Annotated in this window: 26 protein-coding genes; 6 read left to right on the forward strand and 20 right to left on the reverse strand. The window is 63.4% G+C overall.

Annotated features, from left to right (window positions below; translation table 11 throughout):
• Positions 1–300: 300 nt before the first annotated feature.
• Entirely contained in the window at positions 301–1,302 is a 1,002-nt protein-coding gene (locus tag YU3_RS0108820; RefSeq protein ID WP_027165884.1) for a D-glycerate dehydrogenase, read from the reverse strand.
• A 169-nt stretch (positions 1,303–1,471) separates the two neighbouring features.
• Between YU3_RS0108820 and YU3_RS0108825 the strand changes: the two genes are divergently transcribed.
• Complete coding sequence (locus YU3_RS0108825; protein ID WP_027165885.1) at positions 1,472–2,029, forward strand: SH3 domain-containing protein; 558 nt, start codon at positions 1,472–1,474, stop codon at positions 2,027–2,029.
• Here YU3_RS0108825 and YU3_RS0108830 read toward each other — a convergent pair.
• Together YU3_RS0108830 and irrA are read right to left on the reverse strand one after the other, a co-directional pair.
• Positions 2,019–2,411, reverse strand: a complete 393-nt coding sequence (locus tag YU3_RS0108830) for a DUF4260 domain-containing protein (protein WP_084508003.1) — start codon at positions 2,409–2,411, stop codon at positions 2,019–2,021. The two genes, YU3_RS0108825 and YU3_RS0108830, sit on opposite strands and share 11 nt — an antisense overlap.
• A 10-nt stretch (positions 2,412–2,421) precedes the next feature.
• Positions 2,422–2,853 carry an iron response transcriptional regulator IrrA gene (gene irrA / locus YU3_RS0108835; protein ID WP_027165887.1) on the reverse strand — a complete coding sequence of 144 codons (432 nt, stop codon included), beginning with the start codon at positions 2,851–2,853 and terminating at the stop codon, positions 2,422–2,424.
• A gap of 243 nt (positions 2,854–3,096) precedes the next feature.
• On the opposite strand from irrA, the gene fabA reads away from it, so the two are divergent.
• The 4 genes from fabA to YU3_RS0108855 all read left to right on the forward strand — a co-directional run bounded on the left by fabA (position 3,097) and on the right by YU3_RS0108855 (position 7,446).
• Entirely contained in the window at positions 3,097–3,612 is a 516-nt protein-coding gene (fabA, locus tag YU3_RS0108840; RefSeq protein WP_027165888.1) for a 3-hydroxyacyl-[acyl-carrier-protein] dehydratase FabA, read from the forward strand.
• A gap of 114 nt (positions 3,613–3,726) precedes the next feature.
• A complete protein-coding gene (gene fabB / locus YU3_RS0108845; RefSeq protein WP_027165889.1) occupies positions 3,727–4,947 on the forward strand; it encodes a beta-ketoacyl-ACP synthase I in 1,221 nt (406 codons plus the stop codon).
• Positions 4,948–4,977: 30 nt separating this feature from the next.
• Positions 4,978–5,790, forward strand: coding sequence for an enoyl-ACP reductase FabI (fabI, locus tag YU3_RS0108850; protein ID WP_027165890.1), 813 nt, complete (start codon positions 4,978–4,980; stop codon positions 5,788–5,790).
• 102 nt (positions 5,791–5,892) lie between these two features.
• A complete protein-coding gene (locus YU3_RS0108855) occupies positions 5,893–7,446 on the forward strand; it encodes a bifunctional diguanylate cyclase/phosphodiesterase (RefSeq protein WP_027165891.1) in 1,554 nt (517 codons plus the stop codon).
• Positions 7,447–7,515: 69 nt separating this feature from the next.
• Here YU3_RS0108855 and YU3_RS0108860 read toward each other — a convergent pair whose 3' ends face one another.
• The 10 genes from YU3_RS0108860 to rimP all read right to left on the reverse strand — a co-directional run bounded on the left by YU3_RS0108860 (position 7,516) and on the right by rimP (position 19,810).
• Entirely contained in the window at positions 7,516–8,523 is a 1,008-nt protein-coding gene (locus tag YU3_RS0108860) for a class I SAM-dependent methyltransferase (RefSeq protein ID WP_027165892.1), read from the reverse strand.
• 68 nt (positions 8,524–8,591) lie between these two features.
• Positions 8,592–10,742 (reverse strand): polyribonucleotide nucleotidyltransferase, encoded by a 2,151-nt coding sequence (gene pnp, locus YU3_RS0108865; RefSeq protein ID WP_027165893.1) that lies wholly within the window; start codon positions 10,740–10,742, stop codon positions 8,592–8,594.
• A 365-nt stretch (positions 10,743–11,107) separates the two neighbouring features.
• Positions 11,108–11,419 carry a 30S ribosomal protein S15 gene (gene rpsO, locus YU3_RS0108870; RefSeq protein ID WP_274534970.1) on the reverse strand — a complete coding sequence of 104 codons (312 nt, stop codon included), beginning with the start codon at positions 11,417–11,419 and terminating at the stop codon, positions 11,108–11,110.
• Between the two features lie 148 nt (positions 11,420–11,567).
• Positions 11,568–12,662 (reverse strand): magnesium/cobalt transporter CorA, encoded by a 1,095-nt coding sequence (corA, locus tag YU3_RS0108875; protein WP_027165895.1) that lies wholly within the window; start codon positions 12,660–12,662, stop codon positions 11,568–11,570.
• A gap of 87 nt (positions 12,663–12,749) precedes the next feature.
• On the reverse strand, positions 12,750–13,709 hold the full coding sequence (gene truB / locus YU3_RS0108880; RefSeq protein ID WP_027165896.1) for a tRNA pseudouridine(55) synthase TruB: 960 nt from the start codon (positions 13,707–13,709) through the stop codon (positions 12,750–12,752).
• Positions 13,709–14,149 (reverse strand): 30S ribosome-binding factor RbfA, encoded by a 441-nt coding sequence (gene rbfA / locus YU3_RS0108885; protein WP_027165897.1) that lies wholly within the window; start codon positions 14,147–14,149, stop codon positions 13,709–13,711. Before rbfA ends, truB begins: the two co-directional genes overlap by 1 nt.
• A 124-nt stretch (positions 14,150–14,273) precedes the next feature.
• Positions 14,274–16,856 carry a translation initiation factor IF-2 gene (gene infB, locus YU3_RS0108890; RefSeq protein WP_027165898.1) on the reverse strand — a complete coding sequence of 861 codons (2,583 nt, stop codon included), beginning with the start codon at positions 16,854–16,856 and terminating at the stop codon, positions 14,274–14,276.
• Complete coding sequence (locus YU3_RS0108895; protein WP_027165899.1) at positions 16,853–17,503, reverse strand: RNA-binding protein; 651 nt, start codon at positions 17,501–17,503, stop codon at positions 16,853–16,855. The genes infB and YU3_RS0108895 overlap by 4 nt, the downstream gene beginning before the upstream one ends.
• A 32-nt stretch (positions 17,504–17,535) precedes the next feature.
• Positions 17,536–19,131: a transcription termination factor NusA gene (nusA, locus tag YU3_RS0108900; RefSeq protein WP_027165900.1), complete on the reverse strand. Its 1,596-nt coding sequence runs from the start codon at positions 19,129–19,131 to the stop codon at positions 17,536–17,538.
• A 46-nt stretch (positions 19,132–19,177) separates the two neighbouring features.
• Entirely contained in the window at positions 19,178–19,810 is a 633-nt protein-coding gene (rimP, locus tag YU3_RS0108905) for a ribosome maturation factor RimP (protein ID WP_027165901.1), read from the reverse strand.
• Between the two features lie 288 nt (positions 19,811–20,098).
• On the opposite strand from rimP, the gene YU3_RS41210 reads away from it, so the two are divergent.
• On the forward strand, positions 20,099–20,260 hold the full coding sequence (locus YU3_RS41210; protein WP_198021650.1) for a hypothetical protein: 162 nt from the start codon (positions 20,099–20,101) through the stop codon (positions 20,258–20,260).
• Between the two features lie 32 nt (positions 20,261–20,292).
• Here YU3_RS41210 and YU3_RS0108920 read toward each other — a convergent pair whose 3' ends face one another.
• From YU3_RS0108920 to ybeY, 7 genes are all read right to left on the reverse strand, one after another.
• A complete protein-coding gene (locus YU3_RS0108920) occupies positions 20,293–20,994 on the reverse strand; it encodes a tRNA (guanosine(46)-N(7))-methyltransferase TrmB (protein ID WP_027165903.1) in 702 nt (233 codons plus the stop codon).
• A gap of 20 nt (positions 20,995–21,014) precedes the next feature.
• Positions 21,015–22,292 carry a methionine adenosyltransferase gene (gene metK, locus YU3_RS0108925; RefSeq protein ID WP_027165904.1) on the reverse strand — a complete coding sequence of 426 codons (1,278 nt, stop codon included), beginning with the start codon at positions 22,290–22,292 and terminating at the stop codon, positions 21,015–21,017.
• Between the two features lie 162 nt (positions 22,293–22,454).
• Positions 22,455–22,877: a helix-turn-helix transcriptional regulator gene (locus tag YU3_RS0108930; RefSeq protein WP_027165905.1), complete on the reverse strand. Its 423-nt coding sequence runs from the start codon at positions 22,875–22,877 to the stop codon at positions 22,455–22,457.
• Between the two features lie 139 nt (positions 22,878–23,016).
• On the reverse strand, positions 23,017–24,603 hold the full coding sequence (gene lnt, locus YU3_RS0108935) for an apolipoprotein N-acyltransferase (protein ID WP_027165906.1): 1,587 nt from the start codon (positions 24,601–24,603) through the stop codon (positions 23,017–23,019).
• 97 nt (positions 24,604–24,700) lie between these two features.
• A complete protein-coding gene (locus YU3_RS0108940) occupies positions 24,701–25,171 on the reverse strand; it encodes a VOC family protein (RefSeq protein ID WP_036258186.1) in 471 nt (156 codons plus the stop codon).
• A 12-nt stretch (positions 25,172–25,183) separates the two neighbouring features.
• Positions 25,184–26,260, reverse strand: a complete 1,077-nt coding sequence (locus tag YU3_RS0108945; RefSeq protein WP_027165908.1) for a hemolysin family protein — start codon at positions 26,258–26,260, stop codon at positions 25,184–25,186.
• 27 nt (positions 26,261–26,287) lie between these two features.
• On the reverse strand, positions 26,288–26,785 hold the full coding sequence (gene ybeY / locus YU3_RS0108950; protein ID WP_027165909.1) for an rRNA maturation RNase YbeY: 498 nt from the start codon (positions 26,783–26,785) through the stop codon (positions 26,288–26,290).
• Positions 26,786–26,833 lie beyond the last annotated feature (48 nt).

Genomic DNA, 26,833 nt, shown 5'->3' on the forward strand with positions numbered 1-26,833 from the left:
GATGCGAAAGGTTGACGCTACGCGACTGGGCAAGTCCGGCGATCAGCACCGCAAGCGTCACAAGCCGGCTCTTGCTTAGCGAAAAGTGCCGACCTAACGTCTCGATGAGAGCGGAATGAATCAGTGTCATGGGCGAAGATCCTTTGCTGAGGAATCTTCAATCCAAACACATCATCCCGTTCTCACCCTGACTGTCGTGTACCGTGAACGGATTCAGGCGACGCGCTTTAAACCTTTGTTTTGATGCATGTCGTTCTCCCAAAACCGCTGCGCACTTTTGGGCGACATCCATTGGATCTTTCAGGTCCTGAGCGGCAGAACCCGGTCCGGCGGGCGGTGGCCGTCGAAGAAGGCGCGAATGTTGATGATCACCTTCTCGCCCATGTCGATGCGGCCCTCGAGCGTGGCCGAACCCATATGCGGCAAAAGCACCACCTTGCCCTTGGCGGCAAGCTTCAACAGCTTGCTGTTCAGCGCCGGCTCGTGCTCGTAAACGTCGAGGCCGGCGCCGGCGATCTTGCCGTCATGGATGAGCTTGACCAGCGATTCCTCGTCGATGATATCGCCGCGCGCGGTGTTGACGAGGTAGGCCGAAGGCTGCATCAGCGCCAGCCGACGACCGGACAAAAGGTGGAACGTCGCCGGCGTCGAGGGACAATTGACCGAGATGATGTCCATGCGGGCCAGCATCTGGTCGAGGCTTTCCCAGTAGGTTGCCTCCAGCTCCTCCTCGACCGCCGGCAGCACGCGGTGCCGGTTGTGGTAATGGATCGACAGGCCGAAGGCCTTGGCCCGCCTGGCGACCGCCGTGCCGATGCGGCCCATGCCGACGATGCCCAGCCGTTTGCCCCAGATGCGCCGGCCGAGCATCCAGGTCGGCGACCAGCCGGCCCATTTCTTCTCGCTTGTCAGCACATTGGCGCCTTCGGCCAGGCGCCGCGGCACGGCGAGCATCAGCGCCATGGTCATATCGGCGGTATCTTCGGTGAGCACATTCGGGGTGTTGGTGACGGTGATGCCTTTCTTGGCCGCCGCCGCTACGTCGATCTTGTCGACACCGTTGCCGAAATTCGCGATCAGCTTGAGGTTTTCGCCGGCCTGGGCGATCAGCGCGGCATCGATATGGTCGGTGATGGTGGGAACCAGCACGTCGGCTTCCTTGACCGCGGCGACCAGCTCCGGCTGCGTCATCGGCCGGTCCTCGACATTCAGCCGCGCATCGAACAGCTCGCGCATGCGGGTTTCGACCGGATCGGGCAGCTTGCGCGTGATGACGACGAGGGGCCGTTTTTTGCCTGCCATTTTATCCCCGAAGCTTCCTCGAAACCGATCTCGTTGAGACCTCTTTAACCAAGAGCGGCGAAACTTGTAGCCGATCGCGGCATCAGCCCACTCCTGTAACAAGCAGTGCCGCCGAAGACAAAGAAAAAGGGGCGCTCATCCAGACGGACCGGCGCCGAAAGGAACGAAAGTGTCTGGTTTCGCGTCGCTTCGCCTGGCCTTCAGCGCAGCCATCCTTGGCGCCCTCCTGTGCGCGCCGCAGGCCTTCGCGCAAAGCGCTGCGGCGCCGGCGCAAACCATAACGCTTGGCCCAAGCGGCCTGCCGCTGCCGCGCTTCGTCAGCCTGAAGCCGGCCCGCGTCAACTCGCGCGTCGGCCCCGGCGCCAATTACTCCGTCAACTGGATGTACATGAAGGCCGGCCTGCCGATGGAAGTCATCCAGGAATTCGACACCTGGCGCCGCGTGCGCGATGCCGACGGCTCGGAGGGCTGGATCAACCAATCGCTGCTCTCCGGCCGCCGCACCGCGATTGTCGCGCCCTGGCAGCGCGGCAAGGGCGGGCGAATCAGCCTGCTCGACGAGCCCGACAAGGATGCGGGTGTCGTCGCCATCATCGAGCCAGGCGTGATCGGCTCGATCAAGAAATGCGACGGCCAATGGTGCGAAATGACCTTCGACGGCCACATCGGCTGGATGGCCCAGTCGCAGGTATGGGGCGCTTATCCGGGCGAGAAGTTCAAGAACTGAGTTTGCCGGACGGATCAGCCTCGCGGCGCCCGATGCGCCCGAGATGGGTATCCTGAAAACCACTGGACAATTTCAGGCCGTAGCCCAGGGCACGGTCGATGGCGATGTGGGCGATCCAGATCAGCGCCACGGCAGCGATCGTTGAATTGGCAAGAAGCTCGCCGGCGAGCGCCAGAACAAGCGGCGCGATCAGGATGTGCAGGGCGTTATAGGCAATCGCGCCGATGCGCGGCCCGGCAAGGTAGCCGAGCATCGACAGGTCAGGCGCCAGGATGAGCAGCGCAAACAGCCACCAGGAGACGCCCCACACTGCATAGAAAACGATGGCCGCCACGGCAACCGCGACCCATTCCAGCCGGACTGCCAGGTCGACGGGACGCATCGCCAGCGGATCAATCGCAGCGTTTGGGGCGAAGTCTCACCACGATGTCGACATTGGCTATCTCCATGCCTTCCGGGGGCGCCGGCAGGTTGGAGACGGTTACCGGCCCGCTTTCGATATCGAAAATCCGGTTCTCGCCCTCGACGTAGAAGTGATGATGATCGGAGGTGTTGGTGTCGAAATAGGTTTTCGAGCCTTCGACCGCCAGGATGCGTAGCAGGCCGGCCTGGGTGAACTGGTGGAGCGCGTTATAAACCGTCGCCAGTGAGATCGGCACGCCGGCGGCGATCGCCTCCTCGTGCAGTTCCTCGGCCGAAAGGTGGCGGTCGCCCTTGGCAAAAAGCAGGTCGGCCAGCGCGATGCGCTGGCGCGTCGGCCTCAGGCCGGCTTCGCGAACCCGCTTGTCCACAGCGACATTTTCCTTCCGGTAGCCCGAATCCATCTTCACTTCGAAGCTTGCTGCCCAGCCCATCAACAGGTCCAGAATGGCAAAAAGACGTCAAAAGCCAAAACCGGACATCAGCCGACATATATTCTGTAGTCCGAACGCGATCAATAGCGCGCATTGACCCGGGCAGGCGCACGGGTTAAGCGCAAACGCCGGTTTCCGGCCGCAAACAGAGTGTGTTAGGAAACCACCGACAAGGGCGCCCTGCCGCCCGGAACGAGAACGGGGACGGAGTTAATGGCGGGTCAAAAGTCCAGCTATGATTACGAGGAACTGCTTGCCTGCGCCCGCGGCGAGCTGTTCGGACCGGGAAACGCCCAGCTGCCCTACCCGCCGATGCTGATGTTCGACCGCATCACCGAAATCAGCGAGACCGGCGGCGCTTTCGACAAGGGCTTCATCCGCGCGGAATTCGACATCAAGCCGGACCTGTGGTTTTTCGCCTGTCACTTCATCGGCAATCCGATCATGCCGGGCTGCCTCGGCCTCGACGCCATGTGGCAGTTGACCGGTTTCTATCTCGGCTGGCTCGGCGAGCCGGGCAAGGGCATGGCGCTTTCGACTGGCGAAGTGAAGTTCAAGGGCATGGTGACGCCGTCGGTGAAGAAGGTCGAATATGGCGTCGACTTCAAGCGCGTGATGCGCGGCCGCCTGGTGCTCGGTATCGCCGACGGCTGGCTCAAGGCGGATGGCGAACCCATATACGCGGCTACGGATCTGAAGGTCGGTCTGTCCAAGCAGTCCGCAGCCTGACCGTTTCGCCGCGGCGCTCGCTTATCCAACGGACGCCACGTCAGTTTATATGCGTATGATCAAAGGCGAAAACCGGCTAGGTTTTTCGCCCAACTACGCCGGAAGGAGTTACGAATGAGACGGGTCGTAGTGACAGGGCTCGGCATTGTGTCGTCGATCGGCAACAATGCCAATGAGGTGCAGAGCTCGCTTTACGATGCCAAATCCGGCATCAGCTTTTCCAATTCCTTCGCCGAACACGGCTTCCGCTGCCAGGTCTGGGGCGCGCCGACGCTCGACCCCACCGCGATGATCGACCGCCGCGCCATGCGCTTCCTGAGCCAAGGCGCCGCCTGGAACCACGTCGCCATGGATCAGGCGATCGCCGATGCCGGGCTCGGCGAAAGCGACATTACCAATGAGCGGACCGGCATCGTGATGGGTTCCGGCGGCCCCTCGACCCGGACCATCGTCGAAGCGGCGGAAACCACGATCAAGAACAACAGTCCCAAGCGCATCGGCCCGTTCGCCGTGCCGAAAGCAATGTCTTCGACGGCGTCGGCCACCTTGGCCACATGGTTCAAGATCCACGGCGTCAACTATTCGATCTCGTCCGCCTGCTCGACCTCGGCGCATTGCATCGGCAATGCCTATGAGCTGATCCAGTGGGGCAAGCAGGATGTGATGTTCGCCGGCGGCCACGAGGACCTCGACTGGACGATGTCGGACCTGTTCGACGCCATGGGCGCAATGTCGTCGAAGTTCAATGACAATGCGTCGACCGCTTCCCGCGCCTATGACGTCAACCGCGACGGCTTCGTCATCGCCGGCGGCGCGGGTGTCCTCATCCTCGAGGAACTAGAACACGCCAAGGCGCGCGGCGCCAAGATCTATGCCGAGATCGTCGGCTATGGCGCGACTTCCGACGGTTACGACATGGTTGCGCCGTCCGGCGAAGGCGCCATGCGCTGCATGCGGCAGGCGCTTGCCACCGTCTCGACCCCGGTCGACTACATCAACACCCACGGCACCTCGACGCCGGTCGGCGATTCCAAGGAAATGGGCGCCATCCGCGAGGTGTTCGGCGACAAGATGCCTCACATCACTTCGACCAAGTCGCTCACCGGCCATTCGCTGGGGGCGGCCGGTGTGCAGGAATCGATCTATTCGATCCTGATGATGCAGGGCGGCTTCATCGGCGAGAGCGCCCATATCGAGGAGCTCGACCCGGAATTCGAGGGCATGCCGATCGTGCGCAAGCGTATCGACGACGCCAGGATCGACACCGTCCTGTCCAACTCCTTCGGTTTCGGTGGCACGAACGCAACGTTGATCTTCCAGCGCTATTCCGCATAAGCCAGCGTTTTTTAACAAGGATTGCCGTTTATGGACGGGTTGATGAAGGGCAAGCGCGGGCTTGTCATGGGTGTCGCCAACGACCATTCGATTGCCTGGGGCATCGCCAAAAAGCTGTCGGAACATGGGGCGGAGCTGGCTTTCACCTACCAGGGCGACGCGTTCGGGCGACGGGTCAAGCCGCTTGCCGAGAAGGTGGGAGCCTCTTTGGTCGTGCCCTGCGATGTCGAGGACAGCGCCTCGGTCACCGCGACCTTCGAGACACTCGGCAAGGCCTGGGGTGGGCTGGACTTCGTGGTGCATGCCATCGGATTTTCCGACAAGAACGAGCTCAAGGGTCTCTACGCCGACACCAGCCGCGACAATTTCGTGCGCACCATGGTGATCTCCTGCTATTCCTTCACCGAGATCGCCCGCAACGCCGCCGCGCTGATGGGCAATGGCGGCTCGATGATCACGCTCACCTATGCCGGCTCGGTCCGGGTGATGCCGAACTACAATGTCATGGGCGTCGCCAAGGCCGGGCTCGAGGCCAGCGTGCGCTACCTCGCCAATGACTACGGCCCGCGCGGCATCAGGGTGAACGGGATTTCGGCCGGACCGGTGCGGACGCTGGCAGGCTCCGGCGTTTCCGACGCTCGCCATATGTTCTCCTACCAGCAGCGCAATTCGCCTCTGCGGCGCACCGTGACCATCGACGAAGTCGGCGGTTCGGCGCTTTACCTGCTCTCCGATCTGTCGTCGGGCGTCACCGGCGAGATCCACTATGTGGATTCCGGCTATCACATCATTTCGATGCCTGCACTGGAAGAACTGAAGCAGAACGATGTCCCTCGCGAATAGTTGGCGATCGCGATAGTAGCCTTCCAGTAAAATTGGATGCATTGGCGGAAACTCATTTTAAGGAGATATCCGCTATAAGGTCCCGTAATCTAGGGACCATGCATGTCTGCAGTCAGCAATCCCAAACGGACTCCGCTGTTCCGGCTGATCACCATCGCCAGCTCGGGCATGGGCAGTTTCATCCTCGGACTGTGGGGGCTGCGGTTCGGCTTCGGCGACGGCTTGGCCGGCATGCCGGCCGAAGCGATGGGTGGTGTCATTGCCGCTCTTTGCGCCCTTGCAGCCGGGGGCGCCGCCATGTCGTTTTTCGCGGGCGTCGATGAATCGGCCGAATATGTCTTCAAGGAGACGCATTTCGACAAATTGACGGGCCTGCTGTCGCGTCCGGCCATGGTCGGCAGGATCGCCGACGCCGCGTCCCAGACGGTTCGAACCGGCGAGCCGGTGTTCCTAATCGACATAGACATCGACCGCTTCAAGCAGATCAACGACGCCATCGGCTACAGCCAGGGCGACGAGTTGATCCGGGCCTTCACCAAAAGGCTGAGGGAGAACATGCCCGAGGATGCGGTGATCGGGCGCATCGGGGCCGGCGAATTCGGCGTGCTTTTGCCGGACCGCGAGATCAGGGGTTCGATCGAGCGGCTGATCGAAAAGCTGATCAACGAGATGATGGAGCCCTATCAGCTGGAGACGCATCTGCAGTCGGTCAGCCTGTCGGTGGGCATCGTGGCGATGCCGAAGGACGGCGTCGACCCGGTCCTGGTCCTGCGCCGTTCCAACCTTGCCCTGCAGAACGCGCGCGCCAGCGGCATCGGCAACTGGTCTGTCTTCCATGCCGATATGGGGCGGGTGGCGGACTATCGGCAATGGATCGAGTCGGAGCTGAAGACCGCTTTCGACCGCGGCGACTTCAGCCTCCACTATCAGCCGCAGCTCAATCTGCCGAGCGGCCGCGTCGTCGGTTATGAGGCGCTGATCCGCTGGAAGCATCCGGAACGCGGCATGATCCCGCCGATGGAGTTCATTCCGATCGCCGAGGAAACCGGCATGATCAATCCGATCGGCGAATGGGTGCTGCGCAAGGCCTGCAGCGACGCCAAGTACCTGCCGCAGGATTGCTTCGTCGCCGTCAACATCTCGCCGGTCCAGTTCATGACCAGGGACTTTATCGGTATCGTGCGCGAGGTGATGGAATCGACCGGGATCAAGCCGTCACGGCTGGAACTCGAGGTCACCGAAACGGCGATGATGCAGGACCGCGACCGCGCGGCCGCGATCCTGGAGCAGCTTGCCGAGATGGGGATTTCGGTGGCCGTCGACGATTTCGGCACCGGCTATTCCAATTTGAGCTACCTGATCGATTTCTCCTTCGGCAAGCTGAAGATCGACCGGTCCTTCGTCGCCCGCATCGACACCGATTCCAGCTCCGGCGCGATCGTCTCGACCATTGTCGGCCTGTCGCGGGCACTCGGCGTCGGCATCATCGCCGAAGGCGTGGAGACCGAGAACCAGGCCACGCTGCTCAGGGCTGCCGGCTGCGAGATGGTCCAGGGCTATCTGTTCGGCCGGCCGGCGCCGCTCAAGATCGAGCTCGGCGAAGCGCGGCCCGCCTTCGGCACCCACGAACCGGCCCGCATCGTCAGCGTGCAGTAGAACCCAAGCGCCTTCCTCCCAGCGCAATTCCGGACGGAAAACCGCTTCACACTTTTCCTGGATTTGCTTTTAGCGGCGCGCCGAAAGCACCTTGAACATGCCGTCGCGGGCGACCTCGGCATGGCTGGCAAAGGCTGCCGACAACGCTTGCTCATAGGGAAGCTGGCGGTTGGCGACCATGAACAGCCGGCCGCCCGGTTTCAGCGCTTTCGACGCCGCTCGGATCATGCCGGCGCCGATGCCAGGCTCGGCCGCGCGACCGGCGTGGAAGGGCGGGTTCATGACGATTGCGTCGTAGCGCCGTTCGAGCGCCTCGGTGAGGAGATCGGTCCAGAAGAAGCGCGGCTCGATGGCGCCATGGACGTTCAGCCTGGCGGCCTCCAGGGCTTCGAAATCCGCTTCATAAAGATCGAGCGCAGTGATGGCTCGCGTGCGGCGCAGGACTTCCGACGCCAGATAACCCCAGCCGGCACAGAAATCGGCGATGCCGCCCCTGAGATCGCCGGGCAGGCTTGCGGCGAGCAATCTTGAACCGGCATCGACCCGATCGAAAGAGAACATGCCGGGCGTGGTTTTGAAGCCGCCTTCGACGAGAAGGTCGGGGTTGCCGGCGCGCAGCGTCGCGGCCGCCTCCGTGCCGGCTCGCCGGAACCAGAAGGCAACGCCGTGATACTTCGGCAGATGACCTTCGAGCGGCGTCAAGGCGTTGATCCGCTTGCGCAGGCTGTCGACGCCGTCGTCCTTGCCGCCCGCGACAGCGATCAGCCCGGCCGCCGCGACGCGCTCGATGGCTTCGGCGATGCGCAACTCATTCTGTCCGCGATGCCGGCCGGCGAGCACGAGAGCCATGTCGTAGCCCTGGCCTTCCACCCGCGGCGTCACGCTATAGCCGGACGCCTGCAGGGCGCGAAAATGCGGCCGGAAACCCTGCACGATATGCAGCGCCGCATCGAAACCGGCGGGCAATCGGAAACCGGGTTCGGCGCCCAGAAAAAGAACGCGGGCATCCTTTCGCGGCAGAGCCAGCGCCTCGGCCTCGAACGGATAGAACAGCGTCTTCAGCGGCTCAGCGGCCATTGTCGCCCTCTGTAAACGAAAACGGGCGCGACCTATGCCGCGCCCGCTTCAACTTGATGTCAGGCCTATCAGGCGGCGTCTTCCTCGCCTTCGGCCTTCTTCTTGTCCTGGGCGATTTCCTTGCCGGTCGCCTGGTCGACGACCTTCATCGACAGGCGGACCTTGCCGCGCTCGTCGAAGCCCATCAGCTTGACCCAAACTTTGTCGCCTTCCTTGACGACATCGGAGGTCTTGGCGACGCGCTCATTGGCGAGCTGCGAGATGTGGACGAGACCGTCGCGCGGGCCGAAGAAGTTGACGAACGCGCCGAAGTCGGCCGTCTTGACGACGGTGCCTTCGTAGATCTCGCCGACTTCCGGCTCGGCGACGATGGTGTGGATCCACTTCTTCGCCGCCTCGATCTCCTTGGCGTTGGCCGAAGCGATCTTGACCGTGCCGTCGTCCTCGATGTTGATCTTGGCGCCGGTTTTCTCGACGATCTCGCGGATCACCTTGCCGCCGGAGCCGATGACGTCGCGGATCTTGTCGGTCGGGATATGCATGACCTCGATGCGCGGTGCGAACTCACCGAGTTCGGGGCGGGCGCCGGTCAGAGCATGCGCCATCTCGCCGAGGATATGCTGGCGGCCATCCTTGGCCTGGTCCAGCGCGATCTTCATGATCTCCTCGGTGATGCCCTCGATCTTGATATCCATCTGCAGCGAGGTGACGCCGTTGGCGGTGCCGGCGACCTTGAAGTCCATGTCGCCGAGATGGTCCTCGTCGCCAAGGATGTCGGAGAGCACCGCGAAGCGCTCGCCTTCCTTGATCAGGCCCATGGCGATACCGGCGACCGGCTTTGCCAGCGGCACGCCGGCGTCCATCAGCGCCAGCGAGGTGCCGCAGACGGTCGCCATCGAGGACGAGCCGTTTGACTCGGTGATCTCCGAAACGACGCGCAACGTATAGGGGAACTGCTCCGCCGAAGGCAGCATCGGGCGGATGGCGCGCCAGGCGAGCTTACCATGGCCGATTTCGCGGCGGCCGGGCGAGCCCATACGGCCGGTCTCACCGACCGAATAGGGCGGGAAGTTGTAGTGAAGGAGGAACTTCTCCTTGTACATGCCGGTCAGCGAATCGACATACTGTTCGTCCTCGCCGGTGCCCAGCGTGGCAACCACCAGCGCCTGGGTCTCGCCGCGGGTGAACAGCGCCGAACCATGGGTGCGCGCCAGGACGCCGACTTCGGAGACGATCTTGCGGACCGTCTTCAGGTCGCGGCCGTCAATGCGCGAGCCGGTGTCGAGGATGTTCCAGCGCACGACCTTGGCCTGGAGCTCCTTGAACACCGAGCCGATCTGCTCAGAGGTGTATTTGGCGTCTTCGCCTTCGGCCGGCGCGAACGCGGCCTTGACCTTCGCCTTGACGGCGTCGACGGCGGCGTAGCGCTTCTGCTTGTCGGTGATCTTGTAGGCCTCGCGAAGCTCGTCGCCGACGATCTTCAGCATCTCGGCTTCGAGCGCGGAGTAATCCGGCGCCGTGAAGTCGCGCGGCTCCTTGGCGGCGACCTCGGCGAGCTTGATGATCGCCTCGATCACCGGCTGGAAGCCGCGATGGCCGAACATGACCGCGCCGAGCATCAGGTCCTCGGGCAGTTCCTTGGCTTCGGATTCGACCATCAGCACGGCGTCGGCGGTGCCGGCAACGACGAGGTCGAGCTTGGATTCCTGCATCTCGTCGATATGCGGGTTGAGCACATATTCGCCGTTGATATAACCGACGCGGGCGCCGCCGATCGGGCCCATGAAGGGCACGCCGGAAAGCGTGAGCGCCGCCGAGGTGGCGACGATCGACAGGATATCCGGATCGTTTTCGAGATCATGCTGGACGACGGTGACGACGATCTGGGTGTCGTTCTTGTAGCCGTCGGCGAAAAGCGGGCGGATCGGGCGGTCGATCAGGCGGGAAACCAGCGTTTCCTTTTCGCTCGGACGGCCCTCGCGCTTGAAATAGCCGCCCGGGATCTTGCCGGCAGCGTAAGTCTTTTCCTGGTAGTTGACGGTAAGCGGGAAGAAATCCAGGCCGGGCTTCGGCTCTTTCATCGAGACGACCGTGGCGAGAACAACGGTCTCACCATAGGTGGCGAGCACTGCGCCGTCAGCCTGGCGGGCGATCTTGCCGGTTTCCAGGATGAGCGGACGGCCGCCCCATTCGATTTCCACTTTGTGTTGATTGAACATATCTTGTCCTTCATATGCGGAAGGGGCCGCACCGTCTTGACGGTCGCGGTTCTCCCTTTCCTGGCTTCCTTCGGGCAGCCACGGGCAAGACAACGGGAAGCTCGATAGGTCCGGCTCCCAGCCGAGCGAGCATCCTGCAATCCTGCCCCATGACCGTCCATGGGCGGTTCCGGATAGCCCTCTGCAAGTCCGGAACCCGATTGGCCGATTGGTCGGCCGCCTTGCGCATGACGCCGGAAACCGCTGTTTCCGGAACGCGCCATGCGCGGAGGGGAATTTCCTTTTTCTCAGCATCGAGGCAACGGACGATCCGATGCGCCAATGCGCGACCGGCGGGCCCCTTGGAGAGCCCGCCGGTCAATTCGTCAGCGACGCAGACCGAGCTTGTCGATCAGCGTCTGGTAGCGCGCGTCATCCTTGCGCTTGAGGTAGTCAAGCAGGCTGCGGCGCTGGGAGACCAGAGCAAGCAGGCCACGGCGGGAATGGTTATCCTTCTTGTGGTCCTTGAAGTGCTCGGTCAGGTTCTTGATGCGCTCGGAAAGGATGGCAACCTGGACTTCCGGAGACCCGGTGTCGCCCTTGGCGGTTGCGAATTCAGTCATCAATTCCTTCTTGCGATCGGCAGTGATCGACATCGTGCTTTTCCTTATCTGTTGGAGGAAACGGGACGCCCACAGCCGGGATGTCGTCCAGCAGGGGCCAGTGCAAGCAACGCGTCAGGGCGCGAAGCTGCGGCGCATATAGGGCAATTTCCGACAAAACACCAGCCCAATCGTCAAGCCGGCTTGTCGCAGGTTCCGCTTGCAAGAACAGAAGAATTCGAGGCTACAGCCACTTCTTCCATTTGAAGAACGCAATCAAAGCGGCGGCGACCAGCACCATGAAGACCAGGGACGCCGGATAGCCGTAATAGGCTTTCAGCTCCGGCATGTTCCAGGGCGAGCTATCCGGATCGAAATTCATCCCCCAGACGCCGACCAGGAAGGTCAGCGGCATGAAGATCACCGAGACGATCGTCAGATAGGAAATGACGTCGTTGGTATGGGCCTGGGTCAGCGAGAGATGCATCTCGATCAGGCCGGTGAGCATGTCGCGCTGGTTCTCGACCAGTTCGATCAGCCGCAACGAATGGTCGAGCGTGTCGTTGAAGAAGATCTTGGTCTCGGCCTTCACGAAGGGCACGTCGTTGCGGATCAGCGTCGCCAGCGCATCGCGCATCGGCCAAAGCACGCCTTTGAGCACGTTGGCGTCGCGCCGCAATTCATGCAGCTGCCGCATCTGGTGCTTGTGCGGCTTGTTCAGCATCTCGTCCTCGATGCCGTCGACCAGTTCGCTCGCCGCCTCGATCGGCGGGAAATAGCTGTCGACGATGGCATCGATAAGCGCATAGGCGAGATAGTCGGCGCCGCGCGAGCGCAGCCGGTTCGGCATCGCGCCCGCAATGCGCTTGCGCACCGGATCGAACGGATCGCCTTCGCGTTCCTGGAAACTGACGACGAAATTCGTGCCGAAGAACAGCGCGATCTGCTCGTAGCGGTGCGAGGTGATATCGTCGATCATGCGCATGACGACGAAGGCATGATCCTCGAAGAAATCCACCTTGGGCCGCTGGCCGGTGTTGACGACATCCTCCAGCGCCAGCGGGTGCAAATTGAAGATCCTGCCGATCTCCTCGATCAGCGGGATGTTGGCAAGCCCAGTGCAATCCAGCCAAACGACAGGCCATTTCTGGCAATGGGTGTTGAGATCGTCGATGCTCGCATTGTCGATGGTTTGATATTTCCCGGGCGAGATCAGCGCCAGCCGAAGCTCGCTGCGCCGCGCCGCCGGATCGGCGATAAGCGTCCCGGGCGACGCCCCGACCGGTGGCCGACGGGTTTTCAGCGGCGCCCTTTTCCTGCCTGTATCAGCCTTTGCCATGAGATCTCTGAGCTTCGGCGCCCAGCCGAGATTAGAGCAGCGGTCTTCCGTTCGGAATTGCGTAGATAACAAACACTTGCGCCGGATTCACCCGACAAAGACCCGCTTGGGCTTGAACATGCCCTGTTCGATGGCGCCGATGGCGACGAGCCTGCCGCGCGCGGTGGCACAGGCCTCCTCGGCCTCGACCGGCGCATCACGGCCGCGAATGATGACGGGATTGCCGAGACGGATCTTCGTCGCCGCGTCGTCGCTGACCGCGACCTGCGGCAGGCAGTCGAGAGCCACCGCGGTGTCGACCAGCAACGCGTCGATGGCGCTGAAATCGACCGGGGCCTCGGCTTCGTCCGGTGCCGCTTCGGTCTTGCCGCCAAAACGGGCCGCTTCCAACTCGGCCACCGTGACAAAATCATCGGACGTGAAAGGCTCGACCTCGACGCGGCGCAATTCGGCGATATGGCCGAAGCAGCCGAGATCGCGGCCCATGTCGCGCGCCAGCGCGCGCACATAAGTGCCCTTGCCGCATTCAACCTCGAAAACGGTCTTGTCGGCACCGTGCTCGATGATGTCCAGACGGCCGATCTCGATCTCGCGCGCCGGTATGTCGACCGTCTCGCCCTCGCGGGCGAGGTCATAGGCGCGCTCTCCGGCGATCTTGATGGCCGAGAATTGCGGCGGCGTCTGCATGATGACGCCGGTGTATTTCGCCAGCAGCGCCCGCACGTCCGCCTCGTCCGGCCGGCGGTCGGAGCTGTTGGTTACCGGGCCCTCGAGGTCGTCGGTCGAGCGCTCCTCGCCCCAGGCGACGGTGAAGCGGTAGACCTTGGCGCCGTCCTGCACGTAAGGAACGGTCTTGGTGGCCTCGCCCAAGGCGATCGGCAGCATGCCGGAGGCCAGCGGATCGAGCGTGCCGGCATGGCCGGCTTTCTCGGCCTGGAACAGCCATTTGATCTTGGAGACCGCCTCGGTCGAGCCCATGCCGACCGGCTTGTCCAGCACCACCCAGCCGGAGACCGGCCGCCCCTTCTTCTTGCCGCGGCGCGCCACTATTCCTGGTCCTTGTCGTCTTTGGTCCGGCCGGTGTCTCCGGCCTGGTCATCCGTGCCGAGATCGCGCGCGACTTCGGGCGACTTCAGCAGTTCGTTGATTTTCGCGAAATTGTCGAAGGAAGTGTCGAGCCGGAAGCGGAACTCCGGCATGTACTTCATCTGCCTGAGCGCGCCGGAAACACGGCCGCGGATGAACTTGGCGTGCTTGTTGAGCGCCTCGACCACGGCGCTGTCGTCACCCGCGCCGAGCGGCGAGACGAAGGCGGTGGCGATTTTGAGATCGGGCGACATGCGCACCTCGGACACCGAGACGACGCTGTTTTCAATCACCGGATCGATGACGTCGCCGCGCTGCAAGGTCTCGGAAAGCGCATGACGCACCTGCTCGCCGACGCGCAGCATGCGCTGGGAGGGGCCTGATGTTGTCGAACGGGGCATTTTTTTCTGGTCCTGAAATCATGAAGCGCGGGATGGGACCGCGCCACATGTCTCAAATGCTAAGGGGTCTGGGCGGCAGCCTTTCGGCCGCCGCCCGGGATCATTTCGGCAAGTATACCCGAATTTACAGCGTTCTGGTTACCATCTCGACGCGGAAGCATTCGATGACGTCGCCAACGCGCATGTCCTCGTAGTTCTGGAAGGCCATGCCGCACTCCTGGCCGCCCGGCACTTCCGAAACCTCGTCCTTGAAGCGCTTCAGCGTCTTCAACGTGCCTTCGTGGATGACGACGTTGTCGCGGATCAGGCGAACACCAGCGCCACGCTCGACCTTGCCTTCGGTGACACGGCAGCCGGCGATCTTGCCGATCTTCGAGATGTCGAAGATCTCGAGGATCTCGGCATTGCCGATGAAGGTTTCGCGGCGCTCCGGCGAGAGCATGCCGGAGAGTGCTGCCTTCACGTCATCTACGAGATTGTAGATGATCGAGTAGTAGCGGATCTCGATGCCGGCCGCAGCCGCAGCCGCACGCGCCTGCGCATTGGCGCGGACGTTGAAGCCGATGATCGCCGCTCCGGACGTCTCGGCGAGCGAGACGTCGCTTTCGGTGATGCCGCCGGCACCGGCATGAACAATGCGCGCACGCACCTCGTCGTTGCCGAGCTTTTCAAGAGCGGCATTGATCGCCTCGATCGAACCCTGCACGTCGCCCTTGATGACCAGCGGGAATTCCTTCAGTCCGCTCGTCTGCAATTGGGACATCATCTGCTCGAGCGAGCCGCGCTGGCCTGCATGCCTGGCCACCGCCTTGTCGCGCGCCAGGCGCTGGCGGTATTCGGTGATCTCGCGGGCGCGCGCCTCGTTGTTGACGACGGCGAAGCGGTCGCCCGCCTGCGGCGTGCCCTGAAGGCCAAGCACCTCGACCGGCATGGCCGGCGGCGCTTCCGGCACATGCTCGCCGCGATCGTTGACAAGCGCGCGCACACGGCCCCACTCGTTACCGGCGACAATGATGTCGCCTGGCATCAGCGTGCCGGTCTGCACCAGAACGGTGGCGACCGGGCCGCGGCCCTTGTCCAACTGCGCCTCGATGACCGCGCCTTCGGCGGTGCGGTCGGGATTGGCCTTGAGGTCGAGGACTTCGGATTGCAGCAGGATCGCTTCGAGCAACTTGTCGAGATTGGTGCCCTTGGTCGCCGAAACCTCGACGTCCAGCACCTCGCCGCCCATCGATTCCACGAACACCTCGTGGCGCAGCAATTCGGTCCGCACCTTCTGCGGGTCGGCATCATGCTTGTCGATCTTGTTGATGGCCACGATGATCGGCACGCCGGCCGCCTTGGCGTGGCTGATCGATTCGATCGTCTGCGGCATCACGCTGTCATCGGCCGCCACCACCAGCACGGCGATGTCGGTGACCTGGGCGCCGCGGGCGCGCATCGCCGTGAAGGCGGCGTGGCCGGGCGTGTCGATGAAGGTGATCTTCTGACCGTTCTTCTCGATCTGGTAGGCACCGATATGCTGGGTGATGCCGCCGGCCTCGCCGGAGACGACATTGGCGTTGCGGATCGCGTCGAGCAGCGAGGTCTTGCCGTGGTCGACATGGCCCATGATGGTCACGACCGGCGGACGCGACACCAGGTCTTCCGGACGGTCGGCGATGTTGAACAGGCCTTCCTCGATGTCGGACTCGGCGACGCGGCGGACCGTGTGGCCGAATTCGGAGGCGACCAGCTCGGCCGTGTCGGCGTCGATGACGTCGCCCGGCTTCAAGATCTGGCCCTGCTTCATGAAGTACTTGACCACGTCCACGGCGCGCTCGGACATGCGCTGCGCCAGTTCCTGGATGGTGATGGTTTCTGGCAGGATCACTTCGCGCATGACTTTCTCGCGCGGCTCATTGTGGAGCGCGCGTTTGAATTTTTCCTGGCGGCGCCGCATCGACGACAGCGAGCGGGCGCGCGCGTCTTCATCCGATAGCGCCGAGTTCAGCGTCAGCTTGCCGCGGCGGCGATCTTCCTCGCCCTTGGTCGGCTTGGCCGGACGGGCCACTTCCGGCGTCGCAAGACGACGCGCCGGAACACTGGCTGCACCGCCGGCACCGGAGCGCCTGGGCTTTGCCTCTTCCTCGTCATCGACAGTGGCGACCTCGGCGGCCAGCGGCGCGCGGCGGCGAGCCTCTTCCTCAGCACGACGCCGTGCCTCGGCCTCGGTCTGCAGGCGCGCTTCTTCCTCGGCCTGACGGCGCGCGGATTCGTCACGCTCGCGCTTGCGGCGCTCATCTTCCTCGGCGCGGCGCTTGCCCTCTTCCTGAGCACGCTGGCGATCCTCGGCCTCGCGGGCCTTGGACCCTTCCAGCGCCCTGCGGCGCGCTTCCATCTCGCCACGCGAAAGTTCGTTCAGAACCATGCCCGAACGCTCTGGCGACGGAGGCGGCGCCTTCGGCGCTTCCTGCACGACAGGCGCGGCGGCAACAGGGGCAGCCACGGCGGGCTTCGGCGTGAAGACGGACGGCGCCACCGGCTCCGGCTTGTCGCCGGGCAACGAGAACTTGCGCTTCTTGGTCTCGACCACGACCGACTTAGTGCGGCCATGCGAGAAATTCTGGCGCACAGTGCCCTGCTCGAGGCCGGGGCGCTTCAGCGTCAAGGTCTTCTTTGGCGTAACACTCAACGTCTTGTCGTCGCCCGATTTCGTATCGCTCATTCCATATCCTCTGCGGCATCATCTTCGTCAGCAACGGCCGCAAGCATTGCCAGGTCATTCGGGGTACCGCCCCGATATCGGTCGAGCGCAACAACGCGCTTTTCAACCGCCTGTCCCGCGTCCTGCGCGAGAACGGCAGCATGTATCACATTTGTACCCCCCAATGCCAAGCTCAACTCGGCCTCGGAGAAAAGTTTGTAGGCAAGGATGGCGGGGCCGCCAAGATGGACGGTCGCCCGCCGCGCCTGACTGATCTTGCGGATACCATCGTCCGCAGCCTCAGCCGCATGCAGCACGAGGAGCGCCTGCCCGTCGCGCACCGCGCCCTCGACCTTGGCGGCGCCAAGAACGACGGCGCCAGCCTTGCGGGCAAGGCCAAGCATACCCAGAGCGGATCTGGAGAGCAGCCCGTCAACCATGCCGCCAAGATCGGCTGGAACGGTCACCTGTGCCTTAAAAGCACGGGCAAACAGGTTCTTTGCCGCTGCCTTCTCGATATGTAGGCGATCGGCGGTGACCCAACAACCGCGGCCGGGCAGATTTCTCTTGATGTCCGGAACGACGGCCGAATCCGGGCCGACGACGAAGCGGATCAGTTCATCCGCTTCGGCCTGCCTGCGCGTAACGATGCAAGTGCGATCGTTCATCTCGTCCACGGGCTTTGTGATCGGTGGTCACCTCACGCACCGACGGTTTCGTCGACCGCCGACGGCTCGGCGGCAAGCTCTTCCTCGGTGATCCAGCCGGCCTGCCTGCGCGCGGCGAGCACCATCTGCTCGGCCTCGGCGCGCGAGACGCCATGGCTGGCGAGCACGCCCGGGAAGACCTTGGTCTCGCCGTCCTTGCGCTCTTTCCAACCGATCAGATCGTCCGCAGCATAGCCGGCGAAGTCCTCGATGGTCTTCACGCCGTCCTCGCCAAGCGTCACCATCATGGCGGTGGTGACGCCGGGGATGTCGCGCAGCTCGTCCTTGACGCCCAGCGCCTTGCGCTTTTCGTCATGCTCGGCCTCGATCTTCTCCAAATATTCGCGGGCGCGGGTCTGGATTTCCGAAGCGGTGTCCTCATCGAAGCCGTCGATCGAGGAGATTTCGCCCGAGTCGACATAAGCGACTTCCTCGACGCTGGTGAAGCCTTCGGAGGCAAGCACCTGGCCCACCATCTCGTCGACGTCGAGGGCCTCCATGAACAGCGCCGAACGCTCGACGAATTCCTTCTGGCGACGCTCGCTCTCTTCCTGCTCGGTCAGGATGTCGATATCCCAGCCGGTGAGCTGCGAGGCCAGACGCACGTTCTGGCCGCGGCGGCCGATGGCGAGCGACAACTGGTCGTCCGGCACCACCACTTCGATGCGCTCGGCATCCTCGTCGAGCACCACCTTGGCGACTTCGGCCGGCTGCAGCGCGTTGACGATGAAGGAAGCGGCCGAAGGCGACCACGGAATGATGTCGATCTTCTCGCCCTGCAATTCGCCGACCACGGCCTGGACGCGGCTGCCGCGCATACCGACGCAGGCGCCGACCGGATCGATCGAGCTGTCGCGCGAGATGACGGCGATCTTGGCGCGCGAGCCCGGATCGCGGGCGACCGACTTGATCTCGATGATGCCGTCGTAGATTTCAGGCACTTCCATGGTGAACAGCTTGGCCATGAACTGCGGATGCGTGCGCGACAGGAAGATCTGCGGGCCGCGCTGCTCGCGGCGCACGTCGTAGACATAGGCCCGGACGCGGTCGCCATATTTGTAGTTCTCGCGCGGGATCAGCTCGTCGCGGCGGATGATCGCCTCGCCACGGCCGAGATCGACGATGACGTTGCCGTATTCGACGCGCTTGACGGTGCCGTTAACGATCTCGCCGATGCGGTCCTTGTATTCGTCATACTGGCGATCGCGTTCGGCCTCGCGCACCTTCTGCACGATGACCTGCTTGGCCGACTGGGCGGCGATGCGGCCGAAATCCATCGGCGGCAGCTGCTCGGCGATGAAGTCGCCGACCTGGGCGTCGGGGTTGCGCTCGCGCGCCGAGGAAAGCGCGATCTGCGTCGCGTAGTCGTCGACCTTCTCGACCACTTCCATCAGCCGCTGCAGCTTCATCTCGCCCGTGTTCGGGTTGATGTCGGCGCGGATGTTGGTCTCCTGGCCGTAGCGCGAGCGCGCCGCCTTCTGGATCGCATCGGCCATGGCGGCGATGACGATCTGCTTGTCGATCGACTTTTCGCGCGCGACCGCATCGGCGATCTGCAGCAGTTCAAGCCTGTTGGCGCTTACAACCATTGTCGTTCTCCCGATTTCGCGCCAGGCATATAGCCCGGCTACTCAATCAACTTTCCTGTTCGGTTTCGTTTTCCTCGCCGGCGGCAGCGTCTTCCGCTTCGCCGCGGCGCTTCTTGGCTTCCTTGCGAGCCCGGTTGTCCTTCGATAGGGCATCGCGGATGAGATCGTCGGTCAGCACCAGCCGGGCTTCGGCAATCGCGTCATAAGGCACGCGCACGGTCGGTTCTTCGCCATAGGCCGCCTTGTCGCGCTCGATAAGGATGCCATCGGCATCGGCCTCGGCGATCTTGCCCTTGAAGCGCTTACGATCGGCGACAAGAACCGACGTCTCCAGCTTGACCAGATGGCCGGTCCAGGTGGTGAAATCCGACTTGCGCACCAGCGGTCGGTCGATGCCGGGCGACGAAACTTCGAGATGATACGCCTTTTCGATCGGATCATCGACATCGAGGGCCGGCGACACCGCCCGGCTGACCTCTTCGCAATCCTCGACGGTCATGGTGCCGTCCTCGCGTTCGGCCATGATCTGCAGCGTCAGCCCGTTCTGGCCGGTCAGATGCACCCGCACGAGCCGGAAGCCGATGGCCTTGAGCACCGGCTGCACGATCAGCGCAATGCGCGCATCGATACCGCTTTCGCGGATGATACGGTCGTCGGCCTCGCTTGCCGCTGCAGTCATCAGATCCCTGTCGCTTCTTGCTTCCGGCCGGCAGGTAACAAAAAAGAGCGGGACCGGGTGGACCCACTCTTCGTCATACCGACCAAGAATTTGAGGCTGATATAGACGATCCCGGACTGTGTTTCAAGCCTGCAGGTAGTCCGGGCGAAGTTCAGCCGGAGCTGCAGGGTTGCGCGCCGGGCATGGCCGCCATGCGGCCGCCTGCCTTGCAAGCAGCGGCAGGCGGCACCCATCTATGTTGCAACGCAAAAGAGAAGGACGCGCGCCGCGGCGCGCGAGGTTGGTTATATGGACCGCGGATTGTTTTTCGTAATCGGTGACTTCTTCAACACATTCGGCAGCGCGGCAGCCGCGTCGCGGGCCGCCAAAGCCGGCCGCAAGCCGCCCCCGAGCGACCTGGAGAAGCCCGGCATCGATCCGTCCGCGCTGGACAAGATCGGTCGGTTCTAAGCGGCCGAAGTTGAGAACTGCCCGATACTATTTTATTTCCGGATAAAGGTCAGGTAGGCAGGCCGCCGCCCCTCGCGGATGGCCTTGGCCTCGTAGCGCGTGCCGGGCCAGCCCGCATAGGGCTCGTGCCAGCCGGCGGCGTCTTGCGCTTGCCATGCGAAGGTGCCGTGATCGCGGCAGGCAAGCAGCGTCCAGTTAACATAGCTGTCGATGTCGGAGGCGAAGCGGAACCTGCCGCCTGCCTTCAGCACCCTGGCGAACCGGCCGAGATTGGCGGCACTGACGAAGCGCCGCTTCCAATGCTTCTTCTTCGGCCACGGATCGGGATAGAGCAGGTCGATGCCGTCGAGCGAGCCTGACGGCAGCCAGTCGAGCAGGCGCGTGGCGTCGTCGTCATAAACCCTCAGATTGGCAAGCGGCGCCTTGGCAAGCGCCGTCATCATCTTGGCCATGCCGTTGACGAAAGGCTCGACGCCGATGAAGCCGGTTGCCGGCGCCTCCGTGGCGCGATGCAGGAGATGCTCGCCTCCGCCGAAGCCGATCTCCAGTTGAAGCGCTGAAATTTCTGCCTTGAAGAGCGTCTTGAGATCAGCCGGCGCTTCCGCCGTCAGGTCGACCCGGTATTCGCGCAGGCCGCTTTCAAGGGCGACCGCCTGCTGCGGGCGAATGGTCTTGCCGTGCCGGCGACCGAAAAATCCTTCGGTCGCGCGGCTTGGCCTGTCGTTTGGCTTCATGGATAGGCTTGGCGACGCCGTCAGGCGGCAATCGCGTCGGCGACCGCGTCCTTGAGGGCCTTGGCGAGGTCAGTCTTCTCCCAGGAGAAGGAACCGTCGCGACCGGCCTTGCGGCCGAAATGGCCGTAGGACGAGGTTTTCGCGTAGATCGGCTTGTTGAGGTCGAGATGACGGCGGATGCCCGACGGCGACAGGTCCATAACCTTGCGCAACGCATCCTCGAGCTTCGCTTCGTCCACCTTGCCGGTGCCGTGCAGGTCGACATAGACCGACAGCGGCTGGGCGACGCCGATGGCGTAGGAGAGCTGGATGGTGCAGCGGTCGGCAAGCTTGGCCGCCACCACGTTCTTGGCAAGGTAACGCGCCGCGTAGGCCGCCGAACGGTCGACCTTGGTGGTGTCCTTGCCGGAGAAGGCACCGCCGCCATGCGGTGCCGCGCCGCCATAGGTGTCGACGATGATCTTGCGGCCGGTGAGACCGGCATCGCCGTCAGGCCCGCCGATGACGAACTTGCCGGTCGGGTTGATGTACCAGTTGCAGTCCGCGGCGATCTTCAAGTCGCCCAGCGCCTCGCGGATGTAGGGCTCGACGACCTTGCGAACCTTCTTGGAATCCCAGCTCGCATCGAGATGCTGGGTGGAGAGCACGATCTGCGTGACTTCCGCCGCCTTGCCGTCGGCATAGCGCACAGTGACCTGGCTCTTGGCGTCCGGGCCGAGCTTGCCGGCCTCGCCATTGCCTTCATGGCGCGCGGCGGCCAGCAGTTCGAGAATCTTGTGACTGTAATAGATCGGCGCCGGCATCAGGTCGGGCGTCTCGCGGCAGGCGTAACCGAACATGATGCCCTGGTCGCCGGCACCTTCCTCGCCCTGGCGGTCGGCGGCGCTGTCGACGCCCTGGCCGATATCGGGCGACTGGCCGTGCAGCAGCACTTCGATCTTGGCGGTCTTCCAGTGGAAGCCCGACTGCTCGTAGCCGATCTCGCGGATCGCCTTGCGGGCAACCGACTTGAACTTGGCCGGGTTGACCACAGGGTGGCCGGACGCATCCATCAGGACGTTGCCCGCCTTGTCCTTCTTCAAAAGCGTGACGGGGACGCGAACCTCGCCGGCGATAACGACGCGATTGGTGGTGGCCAGCGTTTCGCAGGCGACGCGAACCTTCCACGGATCCATGCCCGTCTTCTTGGCTTCGCGATAGACCAGATCGACGATCTCGTCGGAGATACGGTCACAGACTTTGTCGGGATGACCCTCGGAGACGGATTCCGAGGTGAAGAGATAGTTCTGCCGCGTCACGGGTGTCCCCTCTTGAAAAAAGATCGGCAGGCTGCCGATTTTGGCGCGCCACGTGTTAGCGGTGCCGGGCGCTGCTCGTCAAGCGGCGCGACGGTTCTGGCATGAATGTAGGCAAAGCCGGCTATGCCACCGGCGGCATGGCGCCAGTGGCATAGGTAAAAATCAATCGGCGTCGTCGGTGGAGAGCGCTTTCACCAGATCGATGATCCGGCGGCGTACTTTGACATCGCCGATCTTGACGAAAGCCCGGTTGAGCTGAAGCCCCTCGGGACTGCCGCAGAATTCGATGGCGAACGCCATCGAGGAGTCTTCGGCAAATCCCCGATTGCCGCCGACGGCCCCCTCGCCCGGGGCGTCCTCGAAGAAGAAGGCGACGGGAACGCTCAGGATGGAGGCGATCGCCTGCAGACGACTGGCGCCAACCCTGTTCGTGCCCTTTTCATACTTCTGGATCTGCTGAAACGTGATGCCGAGGTTTTCGCCCAGCTTTTCCTGGCTCATTCCAAGCATATTGCGACGCAGCCGGATGCGACTCCCGACATGGATATCGATCGGATTCGGCTTCTTCTTGTTCTCTTCTGTCATTTTTTCCTCGCCGAATTTTTCCGGCTTTTTCTATTTTGTTCCGCCCATATGAAGCCGGAGCCACCTGCCCCAACAGAACCTCCAACCGACTTCGAGAAAATTTTAGGCGTTACAGTATGAGTTTCTAATGTGCCGACTGTCAATTCACCCGTAGCCGCTGCCTTACATTCAATGTGAAGGCGGCAAGCGCAAACACCAATATGATCAGCAATCCGTTAATGCGCCGCTGGTCGGCGGACAGAAGTGCGTGGCCGGAAACCGGCACATGCGCGTCGATGGCGCCGCGCGCGTTGACGGCAAGCGCATCGACAATGCGCCCGCGCGAATCGACAATTGCGGAGATGCCGTTGTTAGCCGCGCGCAACAGAGGCAATCCATTCTCCACCGCACGAATCTGGGCCTGCCTGAAGTGCTGATACGGGCCTGGCGTGTCGCCAAACCAGGCGTCGTTGGTGACGTTCACAATCAGGTCGGATGACGCGGCGTCAACGGCCACGAGATCGGGAAAAATCACCTCGTAGCAGATGAACGGCGCGGCACGCAGGCCGCCCGGCACGCCGATCGGATGACGCTCGTTGCCGGCGGCGAAATTCATCGGTCCGGCAACGAGTTGGCCTATGCCGAGGCGTTCGAAAAGGTCGGCGAAGGGCAGATACTCGCCGAAGGGCACCAGATGCACCTTGTCGACGGCATCGACTATCTCGCCCTTGTCGTTGATCGCCACTACGGAATTGTAATAGCGGCTGCCGGCACTCGCCGATCCGCCCTCCTCGCGCACGATACCGGCAATCAGCATCTGGCCGTCGGCCAGCATGTCGCCCAGCGCCGTCAGCGCGTCTGGACGCTCGGTGAACAGGAACGGCACCGAGGTTTCCGGCCACAGAATGAGCTGCGGCTTGGCGTGGCCCTCTTCCGGCGCCTTCCCCGATATCCCCAGCAAAGTTGCGAAGATGCGGTCGCGCACCGAAGCGTCCCATTTTTCGCTGAGATCGACCGCGGGCTGGACGATGCGGACATCGATCGAGCGCACCGGTTTGACCCGGGCGGCGAGCCTGAAATACCCGAAGCCGACATCAGCGGCGACGAGGACGACGAACAGGGCAACGCCCAGCCTCAGGTGCCGGCGCGCCGCGACCAGCGCAGGAAGGGAAAACAGGAAGACGGCGAGCGCGTTCATGCCGATCATGCCGGTCACCGACACGCTCTGCATCAGCAGCGGCACCGGCATCGCCGCGTAGCCGACGGCGTTCCAGGGAAAGCCGGTGAAGACAAAGTCGCGCAACCATTCGGCAAGACCGAAGCCGAAGGCAAGGGCGGCGATGCGGCCGATATCGCTACTCCAGAACAGCCGCGCCACCACGGCGGCAAGGCCATAGAAGAAGGCGAGCGCAAAGGGGATGCCGACAACGGCGAAGGGCAAGGCCCAGGCGAAGCTGTCGGCCTCGACCAACAATGCCTGGCCGATCCACCAGAGACCGGCGAGGAAATAGCCGAAGCCGAACCACCAGCCGGTAGCGAAGGCCGGCCGCAGGCGCCTGAGCCAGCCATCCGACGCCTCGCCGGTGGCGCCGTCGAGCAGCCAGACCAGGACCGGGAACGAAACGAAACAGACGGCGAAAAAGTCGTAAGGCGCCTGGGCGAGAACCGCCAGCGCTCCGGCGGCAAAGGCCACCAGCGCCCGCCGCCACCCCCACAGCAGAATTATCCGGCCGGTAAAGCGCTGCATCAAGCTTCCTAAGTCGCGCGAATCAGGCAGCTAGAGATTTAACAGGCCGCGCCGCCTGATCCAAACCCAGATGAGCGCCGCCTGATTCACGGCCGCGCTATCTGTGCCAGCCCTCGATGCGCAGGCCGCTCAGTTGCTCGGCCTCGTCCCTGGGCACCACGCGCACGGTCTGGGTGAATGTCCAGATATGGCCTTCCGGGTCGCGGGCACGATATTGCCGCTCGCCATAGAAATGGTCGGCGGGTTCCTCGACAATCTTCGCGCCTGCCGCGCGCGCTTTCTCGCAATGCGCGTCGATGTCTCGCTGCAAACGGACATAAACCGACTGCGTGTTCTTGCCGCCGACAGAGGCCGGGCTGGCGATATGCCCATCCCACTCGGAATCGACGATGATATAGCCGTCGCCAAAGCGCATTTCGGCATGGACGAGCCGCCCGTCGGCGTCGCTCACCAGCATACTCGGCTCGAAGCCGAAGGCAGCCTGCAGCCAAGCCAGTGCCGCGCGCGGATCCTTGTAGAAGACGCCGGAACCAAGGACGGCGTGGTTGAATGGGTCGTCCACCGGCATCGGGCTGTAATATCACGCCTGTTCGGTGCGCGCGGCGCGGCGGCGCTGGCGCTCGCCCTTCTGGCTCTGGACGATGCGCACGCGCTTGACGCGGCGCGGGTCGGCGTCGAGCACGTGGAATTCGAAGCCCGGAATGGCCTGCACCACTTCGCCTCGCGCCGGGACGCGGCCGAGCGTGTTGAAGATCATGCCGCCGATGGTGTCCACATATTCGCCATGCTCGCCGGCGGCGAATTCCCCGCCGATCATCTTGGCGACCTCGTCGATCTCGGCCTTGCCGTCGACGACGAACACGCCATCGCCGGTCTGGGTGATCATCGGCTCGTCGTCGTCGTGCTCGTCCTCGATGTCGCCGACGACCATCTCGACGATGTCTTCCAGCGAGGCGAGGCCGTCGGTGCCGCCATATTCATCGATGACCAGCGCCATCTGCGTGCGGTTCGTCTGCATGCGTCCCATCAGGTCGGAGGCAAGCATGGAGGGCGGCACGAACAGCACCGGCCGGATCAGGTTGAGGTCGCCGATGGTGCGCGCCAGATCGACCTGGGCAAGGTCGAGCGCCGTGGTCGCCGGCGTCTTGCGGCTGGCGCGGCCCTTCCTGACGCGCGCGACCTTGGTGATGTGGGCAAGCACGTCGCGGATATGGACCATGCCGCGCGGATCGTCGAGCGTCTCGGCATAGACCGGCATGCGCGAGTGGCCGGATTGTTCGAACAGGCCGAGCAGATCGCCAAGCGTGGTGTTGATCTCGACCGCCTCGATGTCGGCGCGCGGCACCATGACGTCCTCAACCCGCACCTCGCGCAGGCGCAGGATGTTGTTGAGCATGGCGCGCTCGCCGGGCGAGAAGGATTCTACATCGCTCGTCGTCTCTGCGAGCGCGTCGGCGATCTCCTCGCGCAGGCTGGTGCCGTTGCGGTGCCGGAACAGGCCAAGCACGCGGTCGAAGAGGGAAGGACCGGCATGCGTCGGCTCCGCGGCCGCGCTGCCGGTCGGACTACTCGGACTGGAGCCCTCTTCCGTCTTTTCGGAAGGCTTGGCAGCACTGCCGGCGTCCGGACGGGCGGCAGTTTCTGGTTTATCGTTCATCGCCATCAGGTCAATTGAGCTTTTTTGTTACGCGTAGGGATCGGGAATGGCAAGCCTCGCAAGCGCCGCGCGCTCGATCGCTTCCATCTCCTCGGCCTCGGCCTCGGTCTCGTGATCATGGCCCAAAAGATGCAGCAAGCCATGGACAACGAGATGGGTGATATGGTTCGCAATCGGCTTGTCTTCCAGTGCGGCCTCACGCGCCACCGTCTCGGAAGCCAGCACGATATCGCCCAGCATCGGCGGCAGCTTGCCGCCCTTCGGGAACGAAAAAGCCGGGAAAGACAAGACGTTGGTGGGCTTGTCCTTGCTACGCCACTCAGCGTTGAGCGTCTGGATGTGGGCATCGTCGGAAAAGACGATGCTGAGCTCCGAGGCGCCGCCCGCGCCGGTTTCGGCAAAGGCGGCCGCGACCGCCTGATCGACCAGGCGTGTCAGTTCGGCCTGCGTGGGCCAGTCGCCGGCCTCGACGAAAATATCGATGTCGACCGGCGTTGCGCCGCTGGATTCCTGATTTTCAGCCATGGGGCTCTTTTTTGATTGAGCATGATCTTTCCCGAAAACCGCGGCGCA

Origin of the sequence: Mesorhizobium sp. WSM3224 (assembly GCF_000427725.1) — a bacterium.
In the GTDB taxonomy this organism is placed as follows: domain Bacteria; phylum Pseudomonadota; class Alphaproteobacteria; order Rhizobiales; family Rhizobiaceae; genus Mesorhizobium.